The sequence below is a fragment of the Bradyrhizobium sp. 170 genome (assembly GCF_023101085.1).
GTDB lineage: Bacteria > Pseudomonadota > Alphaproteobacteria > Rhizobiales > Xanthobacteraceae > Bradyrhizobium.
Window position 1 is genome coordinate 8,991,032 of the sequence record NZ_CP064703.1, and the last position, 16,434, is coordinate 9,007,465.

Consider the following 16,434-nt stretch of genomic DNA (forward strand, 5'->3'; position numbering starts at 1 on the left):
CTCTCCCCGCAAGCGGGGCGAGGTTAGCAACTCACACCGGCAGCCCGTTCTGCCCCGCCAGCTCCTTCAGCGACACCTGCGGCCTTGCGCCGATGTGCTGGATCACCTCCGCCGCCGCCAGCGCCCCTAAGCGTCCGGCATTTTCATAACCGGCATTGCGGACGAGGCCGAACAGGAAGCCGGCGGCGAACAGGTCGCCGGCGCCGGTGGTGTCGACGAGTTTTTCGATCGGGAACGCGGGGACCGCGGTGATGCCGTCGGATGAGGCCACCACGCAGCCCTTTTCGCTGCGGGTGACGACGGCGAGCCTGGTATCCGCGCACAATTGCTTCAGCGCGCCCTCGAAATCCGAGGTCTGGTACAGCGAATGCAGTTCGGCCTCGTTGGCGAACACGAGATCGACGGTGCCCTTGCGCATCAGATCGAGGAACTCGTCACGGTAACGATCGACGCAGAAGGAATCCGACAGCGTCAGCGCCACCTGGCGGCCGGCGCCGTGGGCGATGCCTGCGGCCTTGACGAAGGCTTCCTTGGCATTCGCCGGATCCCAGAGATAGCCTTCGAGATAGACGATGCGTGACGCCGCGATCTGCGCTTCATCGATGTCCGATGGATTGAGATCCTGCGCGGCGCCGAGATAGGTGTTCATGGTGCGCTCGCCGTCCGGCGTCACCAGGATGTAGGAGCAGCCGGTGGCGGGGCCGCTTTCCGCCGCCTTCGTCTCGAAGGCTGCGCCGGCGGCGCGGATGTCATGGGTGTAGAGAGAGCCGATCTGGTCGTTCTTGACCTTGCCGATGAAGGCCGCGCGGGCGCCGAAGCTGGCAAGGCCGACGATGGTGTTGGCCCCGGAGCCGCCGCTCATCTCGGTCGCCGGGCCCATCTCCTTGTAGATCGCGGCCGCTCTGGCCTCGTCGATCAGCGCCATGCCGCCCTTGGTCATGCCGTGGCGGGCGAGAAAACCCTCGTCGGTCTGCACCAGCACGTCGAAAATCGCATTGCCGATCCCGAGAACGTCGTATTTTGCGTCAGTCATCCATCCGTCCTGTTTACGGCTGTTTGCGCGAAGAAGCCGAGCGCGGCCAAGAAGGCTGCGGCCTACCAGATCGGCCCCGCGCCAGCAAGGCTGCCTACGGGATTAGCACTGCTGCCAGCAAGGCAATCGGCTGCTATACAGCCCTCCAATGATCCGCTCCTTTCTCACGGTATCCTCGGGAACGCTGGCCTCGCGGCTGCTTGGATTCGTGCGCGATTCGGCGCTGGCGGCGCTGCTCGGCGCTGGCGCCGTCGCGGATGCGTTTCTGGCGGCGTTTCAGCTGGTCAATGTCATCAGGCGGCTGTTGACCGAGGGCGGGCTGAATGCGGCGCTGGTGCCGGCATGGCTGCGGGTGCGTGAAACCGATGGGGCGACCGCCGCGGCGGCGTTTGCGGGCCGCGTGCTCGGCACGGTGACCGCCGCGTTGATCGTTGCCACAGCGGTACTCGCGCTGGTGATGCCGCTCGTCATGACGGCGCTGGCGCCGGGATTTTCCGGACGCGAGACGCTGCAACTCGCTACCGGCAATGCCCGCCTGATGCTGCCGTACCTCGCCTTTGCAGGGCCGGTGACCGTGATGATGGCGCTGTTGAACGCGCAGGGCCGGTTTGCGCTGACGGCGTTTTCGCCCCTGTTGTTCAACATCGCGCTGATCGCGGTGATGGTCGCACTGCTCGCCATACGGCCGGATGCGGTGCAATCAGCCCAAATCGTCGCCGCGACAACAGGCATTGCCGGACTGTTACAGCTATCGGTGCTGGTGCTGCGCCGTGGCGGCAACATCGCCGGACCTTTGCGGATTTCATTCGATCCGGAAATACGCGGCTTTCTCGGCAAGGCGGCACCCGGCATGATGGCGTCAAGCGCGCCGCAGCTGCTGATGGTCGCGGGCGCGATCATCGCTTCGTCGTCGCCCTCGGCGGTATCGTGGCTCTATTTCGCCAATCGCCTGGTGGAACTGCCGCTCGGCATCGTCGGCGTCGCCATGGGCACGGTGCTGATCCCGGAATTGACGCGCGCGGTACGCGGTGCGGACCACGCCGGCGTTGCGCATGCGGAATCGCGCGGCCTCGAACTCGCGGTCGGCCTGGCGCTGCCGGCCACGCTCGGCCTGATGGTGCTGAGCGAGCCGATCGTGCGACTGCTGTTCGAGCACGGCGCCTTCACCGCCGATGACACAAAGGCGACGGCGCGCGCGCTGATGTGGCTGACGCTGGCGCTGCCGGCGCATGTGCTGGTGAAAGCGCTGTCGCCGGCGTTCTTCGCGCGCGAGGATACGATGACGCCGCTGGTATCAGCGCTGAAGGGCGTCGTGCTGGCGATCGCGGCGGCCTTCCTGCTCGGCCATTGGTACGGCGCTGACGGCATTGCTGCCGCAATTGCGCTCGGCGCGTGGAGCATGGCGTTCAGCCTGATCCGCCGCGGCGCGGAGACTTTTGGATTCTCGATCGATATGGAAGCGCGACGGCGGCTGCCGCGCATCGTGCTATCCGCGCTCGCCATGGGCGCGCTGCTGTGGCTGGCGACACGGTCGCTGCCGGCCCTCACCTCAGGCGCGCACGGGTTTGTGCAGGCCGTCCTGTGGCTTGCCGTGATTGCGGCGGGAATTGCGATTTACGGCCTGTTCTTAAGGCTTTTCGGCGTCACCGGCTGGCGCGAGGCGGTTAACGCCGTCAGGCAAACAAAGGCCTAGCGGCTTGCGCCAATAGCCTCTGCGTGGCAAACGACAGCGCGAAACAGGCATCTTCGGGAAGCTGGCTATGGCTTTTGTTGAAAAAGTATTTTCGGGCGTCCAGCCGACGGGCAATCTGCATCTCGGCAATTACCTCGGCGCGATCGTCAACTTCGTGAAGATGCAGGAAACCCATGACTGCATCTATTGCGTCGTCGACATGCACGCGATCACGCAAGGCGTCGACGTCTGGGGCGGCCCGGCGGAGCTCGCCCGCAACACCCGCGAGGTCACCGCGGCCTTCATCGCCGCCGGGATCGATCCGAAGAAGCACATCGTGTTCAACCAGAGCCAGGTCACCGGCCATGCCGAACTGACCTGGATCTTCAATTGCGTCGCGCGCGTCGGCTGGCTGAGCCGCATGACCCAGTTCAAGGAGAAGGCCGGCAAGGACCGCGAGAACGCGTCCGTGGGTCTCTATGACTATCCGGTTCTGATGGCGGCTGACATTTTGCTTTATCGCGCCACGCATGTGCCGGTTGGCGAGGACCAGAAGCAGCATCTGGAGCTGTCGCGCGACATCGCGCAGAAATTCAACAATGACTTTGCCGATTCGATCCGCAGCCATGGCTCCGATGACGGACTGTTCTTTCCGCAGCCGGAACCGCTGATCACGGGCCCGGCGACGCGGGTGATGTCGCTTCGCGACGGCACCAAGAAGATGTCGAAGTCGGACGCGTCGGACAATTCGCGCATCAACCTGACCGACGACGCCGATACCATCGCGCAAAAGATCCGCAAGGCGAAGACCGACCCGGAACCGCTGCCGTCGGAAGAAAAGGGCCTGGAGAGCCGGCCCGAGGCCGACAACCTCGTCGGCATCTATGCGGCGCTTTCCGAGCGCAGCAAGGCCGACGTTTTGAAGGAATTCGGCGGCGGGCAGTTCTCCAGCTTCAAGAACGCGCTGGTGGAACTTTGCGTCACAAAACTCTCGCCGATCGCTTCCGAGATGAAACGGCTGGTGGCCGACCCCGGCCATGTCGACAAGATCCTGGTCGACGGCGCCGACCGCGCCCGCGTCATCGCCGATGAAACCATGCGGGCGGCCAGGGATATCGTCGGGTTCATCCGAAAGAGCTAGCTCGCCGTCGAAAGAGAACAGCGACGCCGCTTGTCGAAGGCGGCTGCGCCGTGGCAGCATGCGTCGGTTTGGCGCAGCACCGGGACATGCATGACCACCCAGCGACGAAGCTACGAGACGGGTCACAAGCCAAAATGCCTTGTCATCGTTGACGACACCGCGGAATGGGACCGCGCGGTGTATTACGCCAGCCGCTGGGCTGTTCGCGTCGGCGGCGGCGTGGTGATGCTGCGCATCATCGCCATCGAGGACCAGAACCAGCAATGGCTCGGAGTAGCCGACCTGATGCGCGCCGAGGCCGAGGACGCCGCCAACGAGGCGCTCGACCGCGCTTCGGGGCGCGCCAACGGCATTGCCGCGATCACGCCGGAGCGGGTGATTCGCGAGGGCGACCCGACCACCCAGATCCTCGACGTGATCGACAAGGACGTCGATATTTCGATGCTGGTGCTGGCGGCCAATCCAGGCCCCGAGGGCCCCGGCCCGCTGATCACCATGATGGCGCAGGTCGCGGGCTCGTTCCCGATTCCCGTCGTCATCGTTCCCGGCGATTTGAGCGATTCGGACATCGACGGCCTGTCTTAAGGCTTGATACGCTTACAGAATTGCAGGTTTGCGCCCCTTGACGGTGCGCTGGCGGTCGCCATCTGCTATGGGAAGCCCACGCGCCGGCCTTGAACCGGCGACGCCGGAGAAAAACCATGTTTATTCAGACCGAAGCCACGCCCAATCCCGCCACCCTGAAATTCATTCCGGGCCGTACCGTGCTCGACACCGGCACGATGGAATTTTCCGATCGCGAAGCCGCCGCCCGCTCGCCGCTTGCCGAACGGCTGTTCGGTGTGCCCGGCATCTCCAGCGTGTTCTACGGCTACGATTTCGTCACCGTGACCAAGGCGGATGGCGACTGGCAGCATCTCAAGCCCGCGATCCTCGGCGCCATCATGGAGCACTACATGTCCGGCGCGCCGCTGCTGGCGGACGGCACCGCGGGCAACGACGAGGCGGCCGATGAGGAAGGCGAGTTCTTCAACGAGGCCGACGCCGATACGGTCGCGACCATCAAGGATTTGATCGAGACGCGGGTGCGGCCGGCCGTGGCCAATGACGGCGGCGACATCACCTTCCGCGGCTTCAAGGACGGCGTCGTCTACCTCAACATGAAAGGCTCCTGCGCCGGCTGCCCGTCCTCGACGGCGACGCTGCAGCACGGCATCCAGAACCTGCTGAAGCACTTCGTGCCCGACGTGGTCGAAGTCCGGCCGATGTAAGTTGGTGTCGTAGGGTGGGCAAAGGCGCGCTCGCGCCGTGCCCACCATTATCTATCCACGTCGTCGCATGGTGGGCACGCTTCGCTTTGCCCACCTTACATGTCCGCTCGCAACGACGATTACGCCGCCTGCCCGATGCCGGCGGCCTCGGCGGCGGCGCGCTGCATGCCTTCGGACATTTCGCTCGTCACCGCGCTCTGCTGCTGAACGGCCGCGGCCGTTGACGTCACATACTCGCTGACATCCTGGATCGCCTGCTTGATCGAGTTGAGGGCCGCAACGACATCGCCGGAGATGCCGTTGAGATTGCCGATCTCCTGCTCGATCTTGTCGGTCGCCTGCTTGGCCTGATTGGCGAGGCCCTTCACCTCGGACGCAACCACGGCGAAGCCGCGGCCGGCTTCACCCGCCCGCGCCGATTCGATCGTGGCGTTCAGCGCCAGCAGGTTGATCTGGCCGGTGATCGCGCCGATCAGCTGCACGATGCTGCTCATCGACTCCGACGCCTCCGTCAGGCGCTGCGCCTGCTGGTCGGCGGCCTCGACGCGACCGACGGCCGTGTGCGCCGTTTCCTTCGACTTCGCCATGGCCTCGGAGATTTCGCGCACCGACACGTTGAGCTCCTCGGCGCCGGCGGCGACCGTCTCCATCAAGCCGCGAACCTTCTCGCTGCGCATCCGCGCGATCACCTGCGCCGTGGTATCGGTGGCGTATTTCACGACCTTGTAGGGCTTGCCGTTGAGGTCGCGGATCGGGTTGTAGGACGCCTGAATCCAGATCTGCCGGCCGCCCTTGCCGACCCGCTCATACTCGCCCGACTGGAAATCGCCGCGATTCAGAGCCGCCCAGAACGCGCGATAGCCGTCGCTGTCGCGCGCCTCGTGCGGCATGAACAGGCCGTCCATGCCGAACTCGATGACCGCCTGTGACTTGCCGATGGCTTCGATCTGTCCGGCGAAATTCGCCGTCTTTAGTTTCTGTTCGGTGATATCGGAGGCGAACTTCACGACCTTGAACGGCTTGCCGGCGTCGTCGAGGATCGGATTGTAGGACGCGAGGATCCAGACCTCCTTGCCACCCTTGCCGAAGCGCTTGTATTCGGCCGACTGGAATTCGCCGCGGCCGAGCTTTGCCCAGAATTCGCGGTAGGCCGTGCTGTCGCGCTCGGCTGGCGCCACGAACATCTGATGATGCTTGCCCTGGATCTCGGCGAGCGAGTAGCCGAGCGCGCCAAGGAAATTATTGTTTGCCGTGATGATGGTGCCATCGAGATTGAACTCGATCACGGCTTGCGCCCGGGCGATCGCCGCGATCTTGCCGGCATCCTCCATGCTGCGGATCTTGCGCTCGGTGATGTCGGTGGCGAACTTGACGACCTTGGCCGGCTTGTTGGCGCTGTCCAGGATCGGATTGTACGATGCCTGGATCCACACCTCCCGGCCGCCCTTGCCGACGCGCTTGTATTCGGCGGCCTGATATTCGCCGCGATTGAGCTTCGCCCAGAACGCATGATAGTCCGGCTTGTCGCGCTGCTCCGGCGCCACGAACATCCGGTGATGCTTGCCCGCGATTTCGTCGAGCCGATATCCCATCGTGTCGAGGAAATTCTGGTTGGCGGTGACGATCGTGCCGTCCATGTTGAACTCGATCACCGCCTGCGACTTGCTGAGGGCGACCGCTTGCGCCAGCGCCTCACGCGCCGCAGAACTGCTTTTCCACAAAGGCATAAAAAATCCTCCGGTTCCGGGGACGAGCGTGGCTTTAGCTGCCGAAAATGCGTCGTCCGGATCGCTATTGACCCGTAGTCTCCCCGTGGACGAATGTCGCACCAGATGGCTAATTCTTTGTTAATTCCCTTTGTTTTCAATGACTTGCCCTCCCAGAAGTTGCATCCGTCGCTCAGGTCTCGAAAATCGGGAACGAGTTTTCGCTGCCCATCGGAGGCGCCGAACCGGCGCCAAATCGGGGAAGAAATCTTCCAATCAGTATGGGAATCTCCAGAGCCCCTTTTTCGGTTCTGATCGAATCAGAACCGGGCTCTAGATTCTTGTTTTGACGCGTTTTCTTGACGCGAACCGGTGTCCACTTCGCTCGAAAACGCTATAGGGTAGCCCGATGCTCATCCTCGCAATCGATACCGCGCTCGATGCCTGCGCCGCGGCCGTGCTCGACACCAGCGCGGGCGTCATCGCGCAGGAATCGCAGCCGATGAAGCGCGGCCATGCCGAAGCCCTGATGCCGCTGATCGCGCGCGTGATGAAGGCATCAGGCGTTGCCTTTGCCGCGCTCGACCGCATCTCCGCGACGACCGGTCCCGGCAGCTTTACCGGATTGCGCGTCGGCCTTTCCGCCGCCCGCGGCATTGCGCTCGCCGCCGGCAAGCCGGTCGTCGGCGTGACGACACTGACCGCGTTTGCCGCCCCCATCGTCAGCGAGAATGGCGAACCTCATCCTGTCATCGCCGCGATCGATGCGCGGCATGATCATGTCTATTTCCAGGTGCTCGGCGGCGACGGTAGTGCACTGATCAAGCCGAAGGTCGCGCCGATCGCGGAAGCGCTCGACGCGGCACGCTTCGGTGCGCCACATCTGGTCGGCAACGCGGCGAAGATTCTGGCCGACCGCTGGCCGGCCGATGCAGCGCCGCCCTTCAAGATCGATCAGCAGGCCGCACCCGATATCGCCTGGGTGGCGTGGCTGGGCGCCGCGGTCAGTCCCGAGAGTTCACCGGCACGGCCCTATTATCTGCGCGCGCCCGATGCCAAGCCGCCGAAGGATCCCCTGTCCGGCGCAGCACAGCCGCCGGCATCATGATGACATGGTTCTCCGATTGGTGGAGCGGCGGCACGGCCGTGATCGAACCGGCCAACCCGCGCGACGCGGCGCGCCTGGCGCAACTGCATGGCGCATCATTTCACCGCGGCTGGGGCGAGGGCGAATTCGAGGTCATGCTGACCGAGCGCAACACGCTCGTTCACCGGCTCAGACAGGGGCGCAAGGTCATCGGCTTTGCCGTGTCGCGCATGGCTGCCGACGAGGCCGAGCTGTTGTCGATCGCCATCGATGCGACCCAACGTGGCCGCGGCCTGTCACGCAACCTGTTGCTGACGCACCTCGGTCATCTCGCGGGCCGCGGCGTACGCAAGGTGTTCCTCGAGGTTGAAGAAAATAATCAGCCGGCGCGGCGCCTGTATGAATGGGCCGGATTTGAGGTCGTTGGCCGCCGGGAACGCTATTATCAGCAGCCGGGCGGCGAGCAATTGAATGCGCTTCTGATGCGGCGTGACTTGTCGTAATGTGCGCCGGGTGGCAAAAGACCCCCGACCTGCGTCCGAAGGCCCAGAGACCATGCCCGCACTGAAATCCCCGCCTGCGCATAAAAATACCGGTATCGAGGCCCGCTGCGCCGCCACCGGCATGCGCATGACCGAACAGCGCCGGGTGATCGCGCGCGTGCTGGCCGATTCGGTCGACCATCCCGACGTCGAGGAACTTTACCGGCGCTGTGTCGCGGTCGACGACAAGATCTCGATTTCGACGGTGTATCGCACCGTAAAACTGTTCGAGGACGCCGGGATCATCGAGCGGCACGATTTCCGCGAGGGCCGGGCGCGCTACGAGCAGATGCCCGACAGCCATCACGATCATCTGATCAATCTGCGCGACGGCAAGGTGATCGAGTTCACCTCCGAGGAGATCGAGAAATTGCAGGCCGAGATCGCCCGCAAGCTCGGCTACAAGCTGGTCGATCACCGGCTGGAACTGTATTGCGTCCCGCTCGACGAAGACAAAACGTAGTTTTCGTGAATCGTTTTTCGTGAATTTCGATCTCATCATTTTCGACTGCGACGGCGTGCTGGTCGACAGCGAAGTCATTTCATGCCGCGCCCATGCCGAAACGCTGACCCGTCATGGCTATCCGATCACTTCCGAACAGGTGCTCGTTCGCTTTCTCGGCGTGTCTGACCGCGAGGCGCGCCAAACGATCGAACGCGAGATCGACCGGAAGCTGCCTGATGACTTCGAACAACAGGTGAAGGCGGCCACGCTGAAATTTTACGAGGGCGATTTGCAGGCGATCGCGCATGTCGGCGAGGCGATTGCCGCGATAAGCCTGCCCAAATGCGTCGCTTCCAGCGGAACGCCCGAAAAGATTCGTCACGGCCTCACCTGCGCCGGCCTCTACGACCAACTCGCGCCGCATATTTTCTCCGCTACACAGGTCAGCCGCGGCAAGCCGGCGCCCGATCTGTTTCTGTTCGCCGCCGAACAGATGAAGGTGCAACCGGCCCAGTGCCTGGTGATCGAGGATAGCGTTCCCGGCGTCACCGGCGGCAGCGCCGCCGGGATGACCGTGCTCGGCTATTACGGCGGCAGCCATTGTCAGCCGGGCCATGCCGAGATGCTGCGCGCCGCTGGTGCCGCCTTGACCTTCGACGATATGCGGCAACTGCCCGATCTGATTGCACGCATCGGTCGAAAGGCCGGTTAGTCCCGCATCGCATGGTTGAAGTCCGGCGTCGCCGGCCGACATCCGATCAACAATCTTGCCGCGAGTTAACTGGCCGCGAAACCCGCAGGTGATAGTTTCAGGTGAACCTGCGCGAGGGGAGCGGCGCATCCCAAGATTACCCGACAGCCAAATATGGAAGACGGCCTTGATCTTTAAGGCAGCCTTGCCGCTCTCGCTCGTTGCGGCGGTGGCTGTGCTTGCGCGAACCTGGCAGCTTTTGCAGAACGATTTTGGAAGGCAATACTACGCCGCGGGCGTGCGCAGCATGCTCGATAGCTGGCACAATTTCATCTTCAACGCGTTCGACCCCGCAGGCTTTGTTTCCATCGACAAGCCGCCCGTGGCGATCTGGCTGCAGGTCGCCAGCGCCAAGCTGCTCGGTTTTAGCGCGCTTTCGATCATGGCCGCCCAGGTGATGGCGGGATTGGCCGCGATTCTCTTCGTTTACATTCTGGTGCGGAAATATTGGGGCGGGACGGCTGGGGCTATCGCCGCGCTGTCGCTCGCGCTGAGCCCGATCAATGTCGCCGTCGACCGGTCCAACAATACCGAGAGCTGCCTCATCCTGGTGCTGCTGGCAGCCGTGTGGTTGGGGATGCGAGCAGCCGAAACCGGCCGGCTCACGACATTCTGCGCCGCGATGGCCGCGATCGGCATCGGCTTCAACGTCAAGATGGGAACGGCGCTGGTGCTGGCTCCCGTGCTGGCCTTGACGTTCAGCCTCGCCCGGCCGGGCGCCCCCGTCACCTGGCATGTCCAGCGACAAGCCATCGCAGGCATCGTCCTCATTGCCGTATCGCTGTCATGGGCGGCCTTCTTCGATCTCACGTCGGTTCGAGACCGGCCCTATGCGGGCAGCACCAAACACAATTCGATGCTGGAGCTTGCATTGGTGCATAATGGCGCGGCCCGCTTCGTTGCGATGTCCGCGCCCGCAGGCAAGCCGGCAAACTCCGCGGCCTCCGGCGAGACGGCGCCCGCAACTGCGGAAGTCCGGCAGCCCGTTATGACCGACGACTCGCCTGTCGGCCCTCTCCGTCTGTTTCGGCCGCGGGCAGCCGCACAGTTCGCCTGGCTGCTGCCGCTCGCGCTCGCGGGCCTTGTTCTCGCCTGGTCGGATGCATGGGGCGCGGGCACGCCCGTGTCACGCCGCATCAGTGCCGGTGTGTGGACCGGCTGGCTCGTGATGTACTGGATCGTGCTCAGCTTTGCGGGCGGATTGATCCACACCTACTACGTCGCCGTGCTTGGTCCGCCACTCGCCGTGTTTTCCGGCATCGCCGTCGCCGGGCTGTGGTCGAGGTGGAAAGCGGGCAAGCCGGGGCGGATATACCTGCCGCTGGTCATCGTGACCACGGCCGTCTGGCAACTCTATCTCTGCATGGCGCCATCAGAGGGAATCGGATCCGATTGGCTCAGCCTGACATGGCTGACGTCGATCGGGATCGCCACGATTTGCGCGGCCACCCTTTATGCGTTGCCGCAGCAGGGCAGCAGATTCGCAAAACTGTTCGCGGGCGCTTCCATCGGCGCGCTGCTCGTTGCGCCGATCCTGACCACCGCAAGCGTCGTTCTGAGGCGCCCCAACATCGCAGCGCCGGTCGCCAACATGACCGCCCTGCTCGCGCCATCGGATACCGAGCGTGTGGCACTACGGACATCGCGGCTGGAAGCCGCCCGCCAGAAGCTCTCCAATTACCTGATCGCCAATCGTGAGACCGCAAAGTTTCTCGTCGCCGTTCCCAACGCCAACGTCGCCGCGCCGCTCATCATCTCGACCGGCCTGCCCGTCATGGCGATCGGCGGCTATCTCGGCGACGATCCGATCCTGACGCCATCGGACATCGAACGGCTGGCCGCGGAAAGGCAACTGCGTTTCTTGATGCTTGGCGGATATACCCTGGCGCCGGCCAAGCAGGCGGCGGCGCTCGAACCGATCGCGCGATGGGTGCGCGCCAACGGCCGCCCCGTCGATCCAAAATTGTGGCGCCTGTCCGCATCAGCCGGCACGCCCTACCGCATCAACCTCGGCAACGAATGGGTAGAGGTTCCGCCGCCCGAACTGTTCGACCTTTGGGGCAAAGCGAACTGAGCCTGCCCATCATTCAGACGTTCTCTCCACGCGTTGAGCCCGGCCATAATGGCGGGTGCACTGGCAGGTGCGCTCCGGCTGTCCGAGTCGCCATCTATCCGGCCCCCGCCTGAATGCGCTTCGGACATCTGGAGGGCGACTTCACAGGTGAATGCGACTCGATCGGCGCAGGGCGCTCAAATGTGCCGCGTGATGCCGCGACCGCACGCGCGGTCGAGCACGCAGCTCCTGAGCGTATTGTCGAAATCAGTGTCGCGCTCGCCGTCGATGCGCACGTCCGGAAAGCCGTTGCGGCGCAGGTAGAGTTGCACACGCAGGATCGCCTGTTTGCCGCCCGAGAGCATCAGCACCTCGATGTCGCGGTTGGACTCCTCGCGTTTGCCGAGTTGCGCCAGCAGCAGCGCGCGCTGGAACAGGATCTCGCGATTGTGGCGCAAGGCGACGGCGGTCGTCGGCTGGCCGGGCGCGCCGAGCAACACATTCAGGTCCTCGATCGCCTCCGCCGGCCGATTGAGGGCGATCAGTGCGAGCGCCCGTGTCTCACGCGCCATGAGATCGCTCACCGAAATTGCGAGCACCTGCGTCGCGTCATCGACCGCGCCCTCGAATTGTCCGAGGCGAAACTGCGCCTGCGCCTTCATTAGCCGTGTGCGGCGATCGCTCGGGTCGAGCGAAACCGCATGCTCGAGGTCGCGCTCCGCGAGATCGACCTGACCGCGGCTCATGTGGATGCGCGCCTTGATCCACAGCATGTCGGTGTCGTCCGGCCGCTGCGCGATCGCCGCCGTGATGTCCGCGAGCGCATCGAGCTCCTTCCCGGCGTTGAGCAGCACCTCCGCGCGCGAGGCAAGCAGCACCGGATTGGTCGGCTCGATCATCAGGGCGGCATTGAGGTCGCGTTCGGCCGCATCGAGCTTCAGCAGCGTCGAGAGCAGTCGCCCGCGAAATGTCAGTGACGAAACATTCGTCGGATCGATGGCCACCGCCGAATTCACCGCCTTGAGCGCTTCCTCCGTGCGCGTCTGCGCAAGCAACGCAACCGACCGCTCGATATGAGCGCGCGCGAGCGACGAGCCCGACAGCGTGGCATCGACCGGCGCGGGGTCGCAGGCGCCTTGCTTCCATTCCTCGTACGGCGCACGGCACTGCGCCCACCCGACCGAACGGAACGCGCCGGCCGTGCCGATGGGATCCCTCGCCAAGGCGGGCGAGGCAAGCGCGAGCGCGAACGCAACGAGCACAAGACGACCGATCATTGGCTCGACGCCCAATGCTGCCGGGTGGAGTAGTTGATCGCGCTGGTGCAGAGCGGCGCACTCCGTCGGCACAGGCTAGGTGCAAATGCCTGCGCGAATGGCCCCTCGCTCCGCAGCGTGCCGGGCAAGACCGCCGTGTCGCACGAACTCGCCTGTGGCCGCGGCATGGATTGGCAGGCCGACCGACTCTCCGCGAGCGCGGCGGCATTGGAAAGAAGAAGGAAGGCAACGACGAATACGGCTCTGCTTTGCATTCTGTCCTCGGCTAGCATTGGGGATCGATCATGCAGGCACGCATGGCGTCATCGAGGTCCCGCGTTTGTCCGCTCGGCAGTCCCGGCTCGCTCCAGTAGCCGGCGTGGCGTAGCGCGTTCATCAACCCGTTCAATTCCCTTAACCCGTCCAAGTCCGTTCGATCCAGCGAGACCGCCGTTTTCAGGTCGCGCACCGCCGCATCGGTGCGGCCGAACTGGCGGTGCATGCGTGCTCGCATGACCAGGCCTCTCGTGTAATCCGGGCGCGCCGTCACGGCGGCATCGAAGGCCGCGAAAGCCTCCTCAAAGCGCTTGAATCCCGCAAGTGAAATGCCGAGCTCATAGAGCGCAGCGGAGTTCCGCGGCTCCGTATGCACCGCCTCGGTGAGGTCGCGCAGTGCGTCGTCCTTGCGCTGGACGTAGAAGCCGAGGAAATGCGCCCGTGCGGCGAGCGCAGGCGCCGAACGTCCGACATCGACCGCCGCGTCGTAGTCCTTTTCGGCAAGATCGAGCCGACCGGAATCCTGGTAGCTATAGGCGCGCTCAAGCAGCGCCTTGACGCGGAAATCGCGAACGATCCCGTCCTCGTCGAGAAAGCTCCGCGCGTCGTTGAGCCCGGCCTGCGAAACGGCGAGGAGCGCACTCGCGTCCGCGATCGCCTCCGCGAATTTGCGCTTGAAACGATATTCGCGCGCGCGATAATAGAGCGCGAAGCCCTCGGTCGGATCGACCTCGATCGCCTTGCTGTAGAACTCGAACGCCTTGTCGCCCTCCCCGAAGTTAAACAGCAGCGCGCCGACCGTCCTGAGCACGCGCGGATTCTTCGGATTGAGCGCATAAGCCTGCTCGACCCGCCTCTTGTAATCGTCCATGCGCCGCAGGCGCAGATCGACATTCGACCATGAGACGAGGATTTCCTCGTTCTTCGGATCGAGCGCAAAGGCCGCGCGGTAGTCTTCGGCTGCCTCATTGAGACGCTGCGTGCGGTGATAGCCGCGCCCGCGGACGAAATGCGCCTGTGCGCGGTCGCGATCCGACAAGTTGTGCGCGGCGAGCAGTTCACCGCAGGGCGTGATGACCGACGCCGAGTCGATCGCAACCTGACCCATGGTGCATTCGACAGCTGATGCTGACGACATCGCGCCAAGGACCCATGCGACGACGAGGGCATTGCGGTGGTGCATCGATCTTCATCCCCGGTTCCGATACGACCCGAGATACCACCTCCGCGCTCAAATTCCATTCAACACAATCGCTAAGATTCTAACGAATCGCCTCGCCCTCACCGCCAACGTCGCCGCGCCGCTCATTATCCAGACCGGCCTGCCCGTCATGACGATCGGCGGCTATCTCGGCGACGATCCGATTCTGACGCCTTCGGACATCGAACGGCTCGCCTCGGACAGGCAATTGCGCTTCGTGATGCTTGGTGGATTTACCCTGGCGCCTGCAAAGCAGGCGGCGGCGCTCGAGCCGATCGCGCGATGGGTGCGCGCCAACGGCCGCCCCGTCGATCCAAAATTGTGGCAGCTGTCCGCATCGGCCGGCACGCCCTACCGCATCAACCTCGGCAACGAGTGGGTGGAGGTTCCGCCGCCCGAACTGTTCGATCTCTGGGGCAATGCGAACTGAGCCTGCCCGCCATTCCGGGGCGCTGCGCAGCCCGAACCCGGAATGACGGGCCCAACACTGGCTTTTTGGCCATTTAGGCTATATCTGAGCCCCAGCCGCCGTCAGGGCGCCTTTCCACCCGCACTCAGGTTCCATGAAGCCGCCGCGCAAGCTGCATATCAAGTCCTATGGCTGCCAGATGAACGTCTACGATGCGCAACGCATGGTGGATACGCTGGCTCCCGAGGGCTTTGTCGAGACTGACAGCGCCGAGGATGCGGACCTGGTGATCCTCAACACCTGCCATATCCGCGAAAAGGCGTCCGAAAAGGTCTACTCCGAACTCGGGCGGCTGCGCGCCGCCAAGGATGAGGCGGCGCGCCAGGGGCGCGAGATGCGCATCGCGGTCGCGGGCTGCGTCGCACAGGCCGAGGGCGAGGAGATCATCCGTCGCGCGCCGACGGTCGACGTCGTGGTCGGGCCGCAGAGCTACCATCATCTGCCGCAATTGCTGGCGCGCGCGAAGAGCGAAGGCCGCGCGCTGGAGACCGAATTCCCGGTCGAGGACAAGTTCGGCTTCCTCCCCGCCCCCAAGCCGGCGGCGATCCGCGCGCGCGGCATCTCCGCGTTCGTTACGGTGCAGGAAGGTTGCGACAAGTTCTGCACCTTCTGCGTGGTGCCCTATACGCGCGGCGCGGAAGTCTCGCGCCCGGTGGCGAAGATCATCGACGACGTCAAGCGGCTCGCCGATAACGGCGTGCGCGAGATCACGCTGATTGGGCAGAACGTCAACGCCTATCATGGCGAAGGCCCCGACGGACGGACCTGGCCGCTCGGCAGGCTGCTGCACCATCTCGCCGAAATCGAAGGTATCGTGCGGCTTCGCTACTCCACCAGCCATCCCCGCGACGTCGACGATTCGCTCGTCGCGGCGCATCGCGATCTCGCCGCGCTGATGCCGTTCGTCCACCTGCCCGTGCAATCCGGCTCCGACCGGATTCTCGCCGCCATGAACCGCAAGCATACCGCCGATGATTATCGGCGCGTCATCGACCGTTTCCGTACCGCGCGCCAAGATATTGCTTTTTCTTCGGATTTTATCGTCGGCTTCCCCGGCGAAACCGAGGGAGAATTCGCCGCGACCCTCGCGCTTGTCATGCAAATCGGATACGCTGGAGCATATTCGTTCAAATATTCGCCACGGCCCGGCACGCCGGCGGCGGACATGCAGGAGACGGTGTCAGCGGCTGAAATGGACGAGCGATTGGTGCGGCTTCAGGAATTGATCGACAGCCAGCAATCGGCCTTCAACAAGGCGATGATTGGCAACACCGTCGATGTGCTGTTCGAACGCGCGGCCCGCAACCCCGGCCAGATCGTCGGCCGCACCGCGTACCTCCAGCCCGCGCATGTATTTGCCTCACCTGACATCATCGGACAGGTGCTGCCGGTCAAAATCGAGAGCCTCGAGCGTTACAGCCTGCTCGGCGAACTCGCCGGCGCTGCCGCGCGGCCAGTCTCTTCGACGCTTTCGACCATGACCAATTCTTCTCAACAAACCAGTTCTTCTCAAGAAACTCAGGGAGCCTGA

The 16,434-nt window shown here is 64.1% G+C and carries 15 protein-coding genes; 11 read left to right on the plus strand and 4 right to left on the minus strand.

Annotation, left to right across the window (positions count from 1 at the left end):
- Nucleotides 1-31: 31 nt before the first annotated feature.
- Entirely contained in the window at nucleotides 32-1,033 is a 1,002-nt protein-coding gene (locus tag IVB05_RS42395) for an adenosine kinase (protein WP_247782110.1), read from the minus strand.
- Between the two features lie 148 nt (nucleotides 1,034-1,181).
- On the opposite strand from IVB05_RS42395, the gene murJ reads away from it, so the two are divergent.
- The 4 genes from murJ (at nucleotide 1,182) to IVB05_RS42415 (ending at nucleotide 5,117) form a co-directional block, all read left to right on the plus strand.
- Complete coding sequence (gene murJ, locus IVB05_RS42400) at nucleotides 1,182-2,726, plus strand: murein biosynthesis integral membrane protein MurJ (protein WP_247782111.1); 1,545 nt, start codon at nucleotides 1,182-1,184, stop codon at nucleotides 2,724-2,726.
- 67 nt (nucleotides 2,727-2,793) lie between these two features.
- A complete protein-coding gene (trpS, locus tag IVB05_RS42405; RefSeq protein WP_247782112.1) occupies nucleotides 2,794-3,846 on the plus strand; it encodes a tryptophan--tRNA ligase in 1,053 nt (350 codons plus the stop codon).
- Between the two features lie 90 nt (nucleotides 3,847-3,936).
- Nucleotides 3,937-4,431 (plus strand): universal stress protein, encoded by a 495-nt coding sequence (locus IVB05_RS42410; protein ID WP_247782113.1) that lies wholly within the window; start codon nucleotides 3,937-3,939, stop codon nucleotides 4,429-4,431.
- Nucleotides 4,432-4,547: 116 nt separating this feature from the next.
- Entirely contained in the window at nucleotides 4,548-5,117 is a 570-nt protein-coding gene (locus tag IVB05_RS42415) for a NifU family protein (protein ID WP_247782114.1), read from the plus strand.
- 119 nt (nucleotides 5,118-5,236) lie between these two features.
- Here the strand turns inward: IVB05_RS42415 and IVB05_RS42420 are convergent, their stop codons facing one another.
- On the minus strand, nucleotides 5,237-6,844 hold the full coding sequence (locus tag IVB05_RS42420; protein ID WP_247782115.1) for a PAS domain-containing methyl-accepting chemotaxis protein: 1,608 nt from the start codon (nucleotides 6,842-6,844) through the stop codon (nucleotides 5,237-5,239).
- 388 nt (nucleotides 6,845-7,232) lie between these two features.
- On the opposite strand from IVB05_RS42420, the gene tsaB reads away from it, so the two are divergent.
- The 5 genes from tsaB to IVB05_RS42445 all read left to right on the plus strand — a co-directional run bounded on the left by tsaB (nucleotide 7,233) and on the right by IVB05_RS42445 (nucleotide 11,722).
- A complete protein-coding gene (gene tsaB / locus IVB05_RS42425; protein ID WP_247782116.1) occupies nucleotides 7,233-7,931 on the plus strand; it encodes a tRNA (adenosine(37)-N6)-threonylcarbamoyltransferase complex dimerization subunit type 1 TsaB in 699 nt (232 codons plus the stop codon).
- Nucleotides 7,931-8,413, plus strand: a complete 483-nt coding sequence (rimI, locus tag IVB05_RS42430) for a ribosomal protein S18-alanine N-acetyltransferase (RefSeq protein WP_247787396.1) — start codon at nucleotides 7,931-7,933, stop codon at nucleotides 8,411-8,413. Before tsaB ends, rimI begins: the two co-directional genes overlap by 1 nt.
- Nucleotides 8,414-8,465: 52 nt before the next feature.
- Nucleotides 8,466-8,915 carry a Fur family transcriptional regulator gene (locus IVB05_RS42435; protein WP_247782117.1) on the plus strand — a complete coding sequence of 150 codons (450 nt, stop codon included), beginning with the start codon at nucleotides 8,466-8,468 and terminating at the stop codon, nucleotides 8,913-8,915.
- A 19-nt stretch (nucleotides 8,916-8,934) separates the two neighbouring features.
- Nucleotides 8,935-9,609, plus strand: a complete 675-nt coding sequence (locus IVB05_RS42440) for an HAD family hydrolase (protein ID WP_247782118.1) — start codon at nucleotides 8,935-8,937, stop codon at nucleotides 9,607-9,609.
- A gap of 166 nt (nucleotides 9,610-9,775) precedes the next feature.
- A complete protein-coding gene (locus IVB05_RS42445; protein ID WP_247782119.1) occupies nucleotides 9,776-11,722 on the plus strand; it encodes a glycosyltransferase family 39 protein in 1,947 nt (648 codons plus the stop codon).
- A 176-nt stretch (nucleotides 11,723-11,898) separates the two neighbouring features.
- Here the strand turns inward: IVB05_RS42445 and IVB05_RS42450 are convergent, their stop codons facing one another.
- Together IVB05_RS42450 and IVB05_RS42455 are read right to left on the minus strand one after the other, a co-directional pair.
- Nucleotides 11,899-12,978 carry a tetratricopeptide repeat protein gene (locus IVB05_RS42450; protein ID WP_247782120.1) on the minus strand — a complete coding sequence of 360 codons (1,080 nt, stop codon included), beginning with the start codon at nucleotides 12,976-12,978 and terminating at the stop codon, nucleotides 11,899-11,901.
- Between the two features lie 265 nt (nucleotides 12,979-13,243).
- Entirely contained in the window at nucleotides 13,244-14,416 is a 1,173-nt protein-coding gene (locus IVB05_RS42455; RefSeq protein ID WP_247782121.1) for a tetratricopeptide repeat protein, read from the minus strand.
- A 148-nt stretch (nucleotides 14,417-14,564) separates the two neighbouring features.
- On the opposite strand from IVB05_RS42455, the gene IVB05_RS42460 reads away from it, so the two are divergent.
- Together IVB05_RS42460 and miaB are read left to right on the plus strand one after the other, a co-directional pair.
- Complete coding sequence (locus tag IVB05_RS42460; protein ID WP_247782122.1) at nucleotides 14,565-14,864, plus strand: hypothetical protein; 300 nt, start codon at nucleotides 14,565-14,567, stop codon at nucleotides 14,862-14,864.
- A gap of 133 nt (nucleotides 14,865-14,997) precedes the next feature.
- On the plus strand, nucleotides 14,998-16,434 hold the full coding sequence (miaB, locus tag IVB05_RS42465) for a tRNA (N6-isopentenyl adenosine(37)-C2)-methylthiotransferase MiaB (protein ID WP_247782123.1): 1,437 nt from the start codon (nucleotides 14,998-15,000) through the stop codon (nucleotides 16,432-16,434).

Excerpts from the sequence above, each read along its gene's own strand:
- IVB05_RS42455 (WP_247782121.1), bottom strand. The coding sequence starts at position 14,416 with ATGCACCACCGCAATGCCCTCGTCGTCGCATGGGTCCTTGGCGCGATG.
- IVB05_RS42450 (WP_247782120.1), bottom strand. The coding sequence starts at position 12,978 with ATGATCGGTCGTCTTGTGCTCGTTGCGTTCGCGCTCGCGCTTGCCTCG.
- tsaB (WP_247782116.1), top strand. The coding sequence starts at position 7,233 with ATGCTCATCCTCGCAATCGATACCGCGCTCGATGCCTGCGCCGCGGCC.
- IVB05_RS42460 (WP_247782122.1), top strand. The coding sequence starts at position 14,565 with ATGACGATCGGCGGCTATCTCGGCGACGATCCGATTCTGACGCCTTCG.
- miaB (WP_247782123.1), top strand. The coding sequence starts at position 14,998 with ATGAAGCCGCCGCGCAAGCTGCATATCAAGTCCTATGGCTGCCAGATG.
- IVB05_RS42415 (WP_247782114.1), top strand. The coding sequence starts at position 4,548 with ATGTTTATTCAGACCGAAGCCACGCCCAATCCCGCCACCCTGAAATTC.
- rimI (WP_247787396.1), top strand. The coding sequence starts at position 7,931 with ATGACATGGTTCTCCGATTGGTGGAGCGGCGGCACGGCCGTGATCGAA.
- trpS (WP_247782112.1), top strand. The coding sequence starts at position 2,794 with ATGGCTTTTGTTGAAAAAGTATTTTCGGGCGTCCAGCCGACGGGCAAT.
- IVB05_RS42420 (WP_247782115.1), bottom strand. The coding sequence starts at position 6,844 with ATGCCTTTGTGGAAAAGCAGTTCTGCGGCGCGTGAGGCGCTGGCGCAA.
- murJ (WP_247782111.1), top strand. The coding sequence starts at position 1,182 with ATGATCCGCTCCTTTCTCACGGTATCCTCGGGAACGCTGGCCTCGCGG.
- IVB05_RS42395 (WP_247782110.1), bottom strand. The coding sequence starts at position 1,033 with ATGACTGACGCAAAATACGACGTTCTCGGGATCGGCAATGCGATTTTC.
- IVB05_RS42435 (WP_247782117.1), top strand. The coding sequence starts at position 8,466 with ATGCCCGCACTGAAATCCCCGCCTGCGCATAAAAATACCGGTATCGAG.
- IVB05_RS42410 (WP_247782113.1), top strand. The coding sequence starts at position 3,937 with ATGACCACCCAGCGACGAAGCTACGAGACGGGTCACAAGCCAAAATGC.